Source organism: Streptomyces hirsutus (assembly GCF_001418415.1).
Lineage (GTDB): Bacteria > Actinomycetota > Actinomycetes > Streptomycetales > Streptomycetaceae > Streptomyces > Streptomyces hirsutus.
Genome location: NZ_LIQT01000154.1, coordinates 22,847 through 32,274 on the forward strand (window position 1 = coordinate 22,847; position 9,428 = coordinate 32,274).

A 9,428-nucleotide genomic window follows, 5' to 3' on the forward strand; every position below is an offset into this window, starting at 1 on the left:
AGGAGCCCCATGACCACCCTCACCCCGGCAGCGGCCGCCGCCCGCACCGGCGTCTCCATCGACACGCTGCGGTACTACGAGCGTGAAGGGCTCATCGGCCCGATCCGGCGCTCCGCCGGCGGGCGCCGGGCGTACACCGAGGACGACGTCTTCTGGATCGGCCTGGTCACGTGTTTCCGCGAGGCCGGCCTTGGCATTGCGGACCTGCGGGGGTTCGTCGCCATTCTGCGCGCCGAGCACCCTCCGCAGGCCCGAGTCGCCTTCCTCCGCGAGCGCCGTGCCGCCTTGGAGCAGCAAGTGGCGGCCCTGCACCGGGCTATGGAGGTCCTCGATGAGAAAATCACCTACTACAGCTGAGCGCCGGGAGCCTCGCACTCAGCTCGCGCCCGGCCCACCGCACATCGCCGCACGATCCCGAACTCCTCGGCGTCTGGAGCCGCCAGCGGCACAACGTCTGCCACTGGCTCAGGCAGTCAGGCAGTCAGGCAGTCAGGCAGTCAGGCAGTCAGGCAGAGGATCTCCCCCACTTCCAGGTCCTCAAGCCCTTGTCCCATGCCCACGCCGAGCAACTGGCCGAGGCGATCGACAACTGCCCGCGGCCCACAGCAGTCGCAGAGTCGGCTGCGGTCGGAGGACCAGATCGGTTCCGGTGACCTTCACCCACCGACCGAGCGCGCCGGGCCGGTGCGCAGCCAGGGGCGTCTTCCCCGCCGCCAGTTGCTCGGTCACGAGCCGGTCGGCGTGCGGGCGCCGACCAGCGCGCGCAGCTGCGCCTCGGTCACCTCCTGACCGAGCGCGGGCCGAGGAGAGTCAGGCCCCGGCCCATCCAGCGCCTGGCTGGAACCCCGGCGTCCTGCTGCACCTTCTTCAGCGGCTTGCCAGCTGGTCGATGTCCGTCGTCGGCAAGGACCTGGCGCAGATAGCAGTGGTGCATCTGCCCGGCGGTGATCAGCGCTACAGCCATCACGCAGACCACGCCACACTGCCCTGACCTGTAAGAAGAACCCGACCAGCGTTCCCTGCCGCCAGACGGGAGCAACGGCCGCGCTTTCTTTCCAGGCACCTATCAAGCGGGAAGCGACTCCAGCCGGCCAGCAGGGGTCAACGAACTGACAGGCCGTTCCCGTCTCTCCAGTGCCCGCGCGTATCGTTCGCACGTGCGCGGGTGATCCGTGTGATCTTGAGGGTGGGGACCTGATGATGCGAAAGACCAGACGACGACTGGCGTCCACGATGGCGATACTGTCGGCGATCGGGCTGGCATCGGCTTGTGGAGAGACCGCGAAGCCGGCGGACGAGGGCGGGAAGCCGAGCGCGAGCGCTACGGCAGGCGTACGAGCGGATCACTCCAAGCCGCTGACCGCCGCCGAACTGAAAGCAGCACTGCTCACCGAGGAGCAGATCGGCGGCTTCAGGATCACGGGGATCGACTCCAGGGCGGGCGCCTTCACAGACCCTCCCCTTGGCAGGAAGGAGACGACCTCGCCCGAAACCTGCCGGCATGTGCGGGAGGCACCCCAGGAGAACGTGCTCGGCCGCGGGGAATCGGCAACCGCCTGGTCGAATATGTACCTGGGCGACAGCAGTTCCTTCCCCCGGTCGACCGTCCTGACGAGCTATCCCGTGGAGACCGCACGAACGCGCATGGCACAACTGCGCCGAGCCATCGACGCATGTGACCGGTTCAGCTACAGCAACGTCTACGGCAAGTCGTCCGTCACGACCGAGACCCTCTCCGTACCGGACCTCGGGGAGGAGGCTCTGCGGTACCGCACGCTGGCCCGGCTCGGTAGCAAAGGCTTCCACTACTCGTTGGTGACCGCCGTACGGGTCGGAGGCGTCATCGCAACGGTGCAGACCGGCGACGTCCTGGGCCCCCTTCCACCCGACAAGCTCGCGGAGTTCAAGCCCGAGCCCAGCACCGACGAAAGTGTCATCGCGACTCTCATCGAGAACGTCATAGACGCCGAGAGCACCTAGTAGTGCTTTGCCCGCACAGGTTCGCCGGGGATGGACGATCAAGGCCATGACGAGGAGCGGTTGGTCTCCCCAAATGCCTTGCTCACTATGGACCTTGACCCGTCCGCTTCGTCGGCACGGCAGTAGGGTGAAACGGTGACCTCCTTACCGGAAGACTCGCCGCCGCTGATCGGCGAAGACGACCGCGATACGGCCGTGCAGCGCCTGCAGGGGGCGTACGCCGAAGGGCTCATCTCGCACGAGGAGTTGGACGAACGCCTCCACCAGGTGCTCACCGCCAAGGCACACAGCGAGCTCGTGTCGGCTCTGACCTCACTCCCGGAGGAGCACCCGGGCACCACGTCAACGATCGCCGCCGCCAGCGGGCGGATCCAGCGGCGAGGCACATGGCGGGTACCTCGGATCCTCAAGGTCGAGTCCGCATATGGAAGGGTGCGCCTGGATCTGTCCCGGGCGATCATCGAGCATCCGGTCGTCGACATCGAGCTGCAACTCGGAACCGGCGGGGCCAGAATCACGGTTCCTCGCGACGCGGTCGTTGACGTCGGGGGTTTGCGCACTGAGTGGAAGGACCTGCGCTACAAGGCCCCGCGGCGTTCCCGCCATGGCAGGCCGACGATCCGCATCTCTGGGACCATGGGATTCGGACGATTGAAGATCCGCCACGCCCGGCGTTGAGGCTCCATCCGGCACTGGGACCACACATCCGGCACTTCGCCCCCGCCGACTGCGGGGCCGTGGCGGCATAGTTTCGCCGGGTTGGTCAGGCGACGGCATTGAGAGGGTGCCCGCCCCAGCGGATGCCCTTCTCTCTTCGGATACGAGCGCGTTCCTTGCGTTCGGCAGCCAGGACGTCGCGGTGGCGGGCGTTCTGGGGCGCGGGACGAGGATGCCCCCGGTGCACTTCACGCAGTCCGAGGGCCTCGGACCGGTGATGGCGGTGCTCGGCGGCCAGCCGACCGCGGCTGACGCCGACGACCTGGTCGGCATCGCCCTGGGCAAGGTCGTCAAGGCGCTGCCGGAAAGCCTCGGCCAGCAGGCGGCGATGCTGCGGGAGTACGCGTCGGTCGCGCCGGACCCGTACTCGGCCCGCCCGGATCCGGCCGTGACCAGCGAACTCGTCAACGCCGTCGCGGCCCGGCGCCGCGTGTTGGTCACGTACCGCAGCGAGGCCGGCAACGAGTGGGAGGCGGAGGTGGATCCCTGGTCCCTCGTCGTCCGCTACGGGCGCTGGCACTTGCTGTGTCACTCCCATCGTGCGGACGCAATCCGCACCTACCGGGTCGGCCGGGTCCGCGCGGTCCGGCCGGCCGGGTCCGCGCGGTCCGGCCGACCGGGCACGGGTTTGAGCCGCCCGAGGGCCTCGATCCGGTGGCGGTGCTGGAGGAGAATCTGGGCCTCGGATGGGAGTTCTCCACCCGCGTGGTGTTCGATGCTCCGCTGACCGAGGTGGCCCCGTGGATCCGGCCGCCCATGGGGCGGCTTGAGCCCTTGAGGGACGGATGCGTACTGGTCGGCAGCACTCGCAATCCGGCGCTACCAGATCCTGGACACGCCGCCGGACGGCGCGTTCGACCGGATCGCGGGCCTGGCTGCCCGGATATTCGACGCGCCCATGGCCACGGTGGCGATCGTGGACACCGACCGGGTGTGGTTCAAGGCCGCCCACGGACTGACCGACGTCACGCAGATACGCCGCGATCCGGGCCTGTGTTCCTCCGCCATCCTCCATGGCGAACCTTATGTGGTCGCCGACGCCGCGACCGATGCCCGCGCGCTCGCCAACCCTCTCGTCCAGGGCGACATCGGCGTCCGCTTCTACGCCGCCGCGCCCATCACCACGGCCGACGGGCAGCGTCTGGGCACGGTCGACGTCCTCGACACCCGACCGCGCAAGCCGACCGATGTCCAACTCGACACCCTGCAGGATCTGGCCGCGTTGGTCATGGACGAACTCGAGCTGCGCCTGTCGGCCATCCGCACCGTCGCCGCCGAACGCGACCGGCGTACTGAAGCCGAGCGCCTCGCCCGGACTCTGCAGCGCACCCTGCTGCCCCCGGCCCTGCCGACGGTTCCCGGCCTGCAGGCGGCAGCCGCCTACCACACGGCCTCCCCGCACGAGGTCGGCGGTGACTTCTACGATCTGTTCCCCCTCGACGACGGCCGCTGGGCCTTTTTCCTCGGGGACGTGTGCGGCAAGGGCGCCGAGGCCGCCGCGCTGACCTCTCTGACCCGCTACACCCTGCGCGCCGCCGCCATTTACCACCCTGACCCGTGCGCCGCGCTGTCCCATCTCGACAGCGTCCTCAAGGGCGAGTACCAAGGCAGCGACCCCCGCTACTGCACGGCGGTCTTCGGCGTGCTGCAGCCCCTTGCCGACGGTTCCTTCACCGTCACTCTCGCCGGCGGCGGGCACCCCTCGGCCCTCGCAGTACGCGTCGGCGGAAGGGTGGAGCCGATCTCCACCGCCGGCGGCCAACTCGTGGGCATGCTGCCCAACCCCCAGTTCGTGCAGACCACCACGCGGTTGTCACCGGGTGAGAGCCTCCTGCTCTACACGGACGGTCTCACCGAGGCACGCACCCCGGATGGCACCATGCTCGACGAGGACGGGCTCACCCAGCATCTGCTCTCCACGTACGTCCACGCCGAGGACCGCTCCGCCGACGGATTGCTGGGCTCCGTCGAAGCGCTCCTGCACCGCCTGGGCGACGGCGTCAGCGACGACACCGCGCTGCTCGCCCTGTCCGTACCCATCCAGCCCGAACCTCGCACTCAGGAGAAACGGTGACCGAGCCCGAACACCTGCTGACCGTCACCCCGCTACACACCCCCGCCGGTCCCTTCGTGCTGGAGGTGACGGGTGAGTTGGACCACCACAGTGCCCCGCTTCTGGCCCAAGCCGTCAAAGAAGCCCCCTTCGACAGCCATGGCGTGATCATCGACCTGTCCGGGCTGGCCTACTGCGACTCCACTGGAATCACGGTGCTCCTCACCGCCTACCAGCGATCACAGGCAGCCGGCTCACCGCTCAGCTTCGCCGGCGTCAACCCGGACCAGATGCGCGTCTTCCAGGTGGTCGGACTCGACCAGGTCTTCACCTTCCACGCCACCGCCCAGGAGGCCGTCTCCGCCCTGCAACGCTGACTCCGCCCCGCTGTCCACACGCTCGGTCTCCACACGAGCCGGCCGTGGACGCGGAGGGGATCACACCGAACGCCTCACCACCCCGCCCGGGCTGTAACAGCGCCCGGGGTCTCGTGCTGCGTCCCGGCCGCTCCCCTGGCCGGGTGGGCTCTTCCTCCAGTCTGGGAGCCAAGATCGATTGTCAGTGGTGGGTGAGACGGTAGGAGCATCGAGTCGGAAAGAGGGGGAGCTTCCATGTCCGGAAACCAGAACTACATCAATCACGTTGCTCTTGTGCTGGATGCCAGTTCGTCCATGTCGCACCTGAGCCGCAAGGTCGTCGAAGTCGCCGACCAGCAGATTGCGTATCTTGCCCGCCGATCGAGGGAACTGGACCAGGAAACCCGCGTCACGGTGTACGTCTTCGCAGACAAGGTGGAGTGCGTCATCTACGACAAGGACGTGCTGCGGATGCCGTCGCTGAAGCAGCTGTACCGGGTCGGGGGGATGACGGCTCTGCTGGCGGCCGCACTGAAGTCACAGCGGGAGCTGGCGCAGACAGCTCAACTGTACGGAGACCACAGCTTCCTGACCTTCGTACTCACCGACGGGCAGGAGAACGCAAGTCATCGCTGCCCGGATGCCCCTACCAGGGACCCGCGTGAACTGGTCGAGGCCGTGACCGAGATGATCGAGACACAGGAGGACAACTGGACGCTGGCAGTCCTTGTGCCGGACCAGATGGGCAAGCGCGAGGCCATGCAGTGCGGGTTCCCGAAGGACAACATCGCCATCTGGGACGCCACGAGCACACAGGGGCTGCAGGAGGCCGGACAGGTCATCCAGCAAGCCACCGAGAAGTTCATGGTGGGCCGCGCTCAGGGCATCCGGGGATCACGGGCGGTGTTCTCCATGGGTGCGGAGGCGGTCAACGAGAACACCATCAAGGCGGCCGGCCTCACCCCGGTGGATCCGTCGAAGTACCAGCTGATCCCGGTGGTTCGTGACACGGCGATCCGGGACTGGGTCATCGAATGCGGGCACACCTACCGTACCGGTGGTGCGTTCTACCAGCTGAGCAAGTCGGAGAAGATCCAGGCGCAGAAGCAGATTTCGGTGCTGGAGAAGAAGACGGACCGGGTGTACACGGGGCCCGAGGCCCGAGCCCTGCTCGGCCTGCCGGACGTGGAAGTTCGAGTCAAGCCGGACCACAACGACGACTTCACAATCTTCGTGCAGAGCACCAGCGTGAACCGGAAGCTCGTACCGAACACGCGGCTACTGCTTATGATCTGACGCCTTGGAAACCCCATCGGGTTCCGAAGGCTTCGTCCTCCGGGTACCCACCAGCAACAGAGTCGGCGGCTGCGGGCGCGGCATAGGAGTACACGGTGCTGAGGCCGCCGCCTTCACGCCGATCATCCCAGTGCGGTCTGCGGCGCCGATGGAACCCCACACCGCCACCCCTACCGGGCCGTGCCCCGGCCCCGTACAGCCGCGACCTGCCGGTGCGTGGGCACCGCCAGTCCATCCGGCGCGGTCCCACACATAGCCCACGCACCACCCGACGGCCTGAGTTCCGCCGAGGTCAAGCCATCTCGCCGTGGCTGACCGAGCAAAGCGAGCTCACCTGTTGGCGCCGCTGGACGCGACGTTCCAGGCCGGACATCCTCGTGCACCAGGGCGAGGGTCGACTGGTGTACTGCCCGGACTCGAGCGGTCGTCGCCATACCAGCTTGTCGATCAAGAGGAGATGCCCGTTGAGGGCTTCGACGGGCATCTTCCAACCGAGCGTTTCTGCGAAGCCTGTTGTTGGGTGCGAGAGCAACGGCCTCGAGCTCGTCCACCTTCCCTCGCGACAGGTCCGTGCCTTGGGGAAGTACTGGCGAAAGAGTCCGTTTGTGTTCTCGTTGGCGCCCCGCTGCCAGGAGCTGTACGGGTCGGCGAAGTAGACCTGCAGCCCGGCGTCGATGCAGAGTTGGGCATGCTGGGCCGGCTCCTTGCCGCGGTCCCAGGTCAGCGAGTGGCGTAGGTGCAGCAGCATGGTGAATCGGGTTGTGCGCTCCACGAGTGTGCCGATCGCGGACCGGTTGATGCCGATGATGAGGTCGCCCTCCCCGTGGCCCGGCCCGGGGCCACCCGGTCCTCGGCCTCGGCGGGCCGTTGGCTGATCACGACGTCGGTCGTGACGTGGCCGACGGCACGGTTGCGCGAGCGTGCTCGCGGGACGCACGGCGCCTGCCCGGTGCGCAGGCAGGCGACCAGCTCACGCTTGAGTGCTCCGCGGCCCTGGATGTAGAGGGCCTGGTCGATCGCCTCGTGCGAGATGCGCATCGACTCATCCTCGGGGAAATCGGCCTTGAGCCGGTTCGTGATCTGCTGCGCACTCCACGACGTCGCCCACAGCCGGTCCTGCCGACGGGGCGTAGAGCGCGGAGGGGGCACTGCCCGGGGTGGCCGACGCGACCCCGGACAGGGGTACGTAGACGGCGGCGGCCGTGAGGCCGACGGTGGTGGCCCAGCGCGCGGTGTTCCGCATGGCGTGCATCCTTCCGCTCGTTCCGACAAGTCGCCGGCTCATGAGCGGTCGGTGCCGAACCGGCGAGCGGGAGTCCGCCCTACGGGCTTCAGTAACAGTGCGTGTTGAATCACTGGCGGCAGGTCATGGAAGGCACGGGCGGGGAACCCGGGGTAACCGCACGGCCACCGTGTGCGCGAAGTGGCCAGATACCCGAAGAGGCGCTGCTCCTTAACAGGCCTGAAGCATTTCGATTCCGCTGTCGGCAGACCGTTCCGCGACCCCTTGCGTTCATGAAAATGCCGAGTAATCGTCATTACATGATTACGGCACAGCAGCGAGAGCAACTGAGGGGCTGGTTCACCGGCCGGCTCCCCGACGATCTCTTCGAGGAACTGGCCGAGGTCACGGTCGACCGCGAGGAGATCACGGTGATCGGACGCATTCCCGGGCCCCGGCCGGTCGAGGACGCCTCTCCGGCCGAGCGGGAAGCGGCGATCGAGGGCCGGATCCAGGAGTTCCGGGAACGCACCCGGGACGCCCGGATCGCGGTCGCCCGGGACGCGGAGCACCGCTTCGGCCGGAAGGTCTCCTGGGGGGTGGAGTGCGACGGGCGGCGCGCGCTGTTCACCCATGTCGCCGCGCCCGTCATGACCCGGCTGCGCCAGCCGGAGCGCCTGGTCCTCGACACACTGATCGCCGGCGGGGTGGCCCGCAGCCGCAGCGAGGCGCTGGCCTGGTGCGTGCGCCTGGTCCAGCGGCACACCGACGACTGGCTCACCGAACTACGTGAGTCCTTGGAGCACGTCCAGCGGGTGCGGGCCCAGGGACCGGACGGCGAACGGGAGGAGGACGAGCCCACCGCCGACGGTGGGTGAACGGCGCGCTGTTACTGATCGTTTCAGAATCAGAGCCTCGGAGGAGCCTCGAAGGCGGCTTGCGGGCGCAGTCGGCCCGGCGCGTGGTAGGCATGAGCGGTGATGGGTCGCCTCCCGCCCGACGCAGTTGGTGCCCCGGGAGACGGCTGGGTCACTTAGGCGCGGGCCTGATCCGGCGCGTGTTCTCCCGGCCGCAGGCCACGCAGACGATCCACTCGCACAGCCAGTCGTCGTAGACGAAGGCCTCGCTCGCGCGATTGCAGTCCTCCTCGCCGCAAAAGACGCACTCCCCGTACTCGCCGGTGAGACGCCGGAACGGGTGAAGGGTCGGCCGGTCCCCGAGGTCCGGACGTCCCAGCCACCCGCAGCCCGGGCAGTTCCACCATTCCTTGGTCTTTCTCCAGGGCCCGGACCCGGACCGGGTGGTCTCCCGCACCAGGTCCTGCCCGCATCGCGGGCAGGACCACGGGAGAGCGCCGCCTGGACGATCGACATGCTCGACTCCCACGACGCGCCGCCTCCCCCGGATTCGTCTACGCCTTCAACCTATGCCGGCGCAGGCGGCAGAGAATAGAAAGCGGACGCGGCGCAGCGCAGCAAACGGGGTGACCAACTGATCACAAACGGGCTGAGGGAAAGGAGCGCACTCAGGGATGGCGGCCCGATCGCTCAGGGAAGCCGTGGGCTCGTGGAAATCGCCGACGTTGATACCCGCGGGCTGTCGATGTCCACGATCCGCGGTTGACTATTTTCCCGGAAGCTGAACACCGACGCGTGCTCTCCGCCGTGCGCACGGCGGGGAGCACGCGTCGGTGACCATGGGTGAGGGCCGGCATGTACGACGACCCTCACCAGCATGTGCAGTGCCACAACGGTCTACGGGTGGCTCAGGTCGTCATGGCAGGGTCCATTTCTGGTTGGGTCCG

Annotated in this window: 9 protein-coding genes and 4 pseudogenes; 8 read left to right on the forward strand and 5 right to left on the reverse strand. The window is 68.0% G+C overall.

The annotated features are described in order from the left end of the window. Positions 1-9: 9 nt before the first annotated feature. Positions 10-357 carry a MerR family transcriptional regulator gene (locus AOK11_RS12305; RefSeq protein WP_055593712.1) on the forward strand — a complete coding sequence of 116 codons (348 nt, stop codon included), beginning with the start codon at positions 10-12 and terminating at the stop codon, positions 355-357. A gap of 421 nt (positions 358-778) precedes the next feature. Here AOK11_RS12305 and AOK11_RS12310 read toward each other — a convergent pair whose 3' ends face one another. Next, entirely contained in the window at positions 779-964 is a 186-nt protein-coding gene (locus AOK11_RS12310; protein WP_157869336.1) for a hypothetical protein, read from the reverse strand. A gap of 233 nt (positions 965-1,197) precedes the next feature. On the opposite strand from AOK11_RS12310, the gene AOK11_RS12315 reads away from it, so the two are divergent. Both AOK11_RS12315 and AOK11_RS12320 read left to right on the forward strand, forming a co-directional pair. Continuing rightward, positions 1,198-1,980 (forward strand): hypothetical protein, encoded by a 783-nt coding sequence (locus AOK11_RS12315; protein ID WP_157869337.1) that lies wholly within the window; start codon positions 1,198-1,200, stop codon positions 1,978-1,980. Between the two features lie 135 nt (positions 1,981-2,115). Then, positions 2,116-2,658 carry a DUF1707 SHOCT-like domain-containing protein gene (locus tag AOK11_RS12320; protein ID WP_055593715.1) on the forward strand — a complete coding sequence of 181 codons (543 nt, stop codon included), beginning with the start codon at positions 2,116-2,118 and terminating at the stop codon, positions 2,656-2,658. Between the two features lie 85 nt (positions 2,659-2,743). Here AOK11_RS12320 and AOK11_RS46735 read toward each other — a convergent pair. Next, positions 2,744-2,851, reverse strand: a pseudogene (locus AOK11_RS46735) (integrase); the annotation flags it as partial. Here AOK11_RS46735 and AOK11_RS12325 point away from each other — a divergent pair. The 4 genes and pseudogenes from AOK11_RS12325 to AOK11_RS12340 form a co-directional block, all read left to right on the forward strand. After that, positions 2,852-3,519 (forward strand): annotated as a pseudogene (locus AOK11_RS12325) (helix-turn-helix transcriptional regulator); the annotation flags it as partial. 7 nt (positions 3,520-3,526) lie between these two features. After that, complete coding sequence (locus tag AOK11_RS12330) at positions 3,527-4,771, forward strand: PP2C family protein-serine/threonine phosphatase (RefSeq protein ID WP_338058924.1); 1,245 nt, start codon at positions 3,527-3,529, stop codon at positions 4,769-4,771. Further along, complete coding sequence (locus AOK11_RS12335) at positions 4,768-5,127, forward strand: STAS domain-containing protein (protein WP_055593717.1); 360 nt, start codon at positions 4,768-4,770, stop codon at positions 5,125-5,127. Before AOK11_RS12330 ends, AOK11_RS12335 begins: the two co-directional genes overlap by 4 nt. 234 nt (positions 5,128-5,361) lie before the next feature. Further along, positions 5,362-6,402: a vWA domain-containing protein gene (locus tag AOK11_RS12340; protein WP_055593718.1), complete on the forward strand. Its 1,041-nt coding sequence runs from the start codon at positions 5,362-5,364 to the stop codon at positions 6,400-6,402. Positions 6,403-6,821: 419 nt separating this feature from the next. Here AOK11_RS12340 and AOK11_RS44785 read toward each other — a convergent pair. Both AOK11_RS44785 and AOK11_RS43390 read right to left on the reverse strand, forming a co-directional pair. Further along, positions 6,822-7,560 (reverse strand): annotated as a pseudogene (locus AOK11_RS44785) (IS30 family transposase); the annotation flags it as partial. Next, positions 7,520-7,645: pseudogene (locus AOK11_RS43390) on the reverse strand (protease inhibitor protein); the annotation flags it as partial. The pseudogenes AOK11_RS44785 and AOK11_RS43390, both read right to left, overlap by 41 nt. A 299-nt stretch (positions 7,646-7,944) precedes the next feature. Here AOK11_RS43390 and AOK11_RS12350 point away from each other — a divergent pair. Next, positions 7,945-8,502, forward strand: a complete 558-nt coding sequence (locus AOK11_RS12350; protein WP_055593720.1) for a hypothetical protein — start codon at positions 7,945-7,947, stop codon at positions 8,500-8,502. Between the two features lie 151 nt (positions 8,503-8,653). On the opposite strand, the gene AOK11_RS12355 is transcribed toward AOK11_RS12350, so the two are convergent. Beyond that, entirely contained in the window at positions 8,654-8,938 is a 285-nt protein-coding gene (locus tag AOK11_RS12355; protein ID WP_055593721.1) for a hypothetical protein, read from the reverse strand. Between the last annotated feature and the right edge of the window lie 490 nt (positions 8,939-9,428).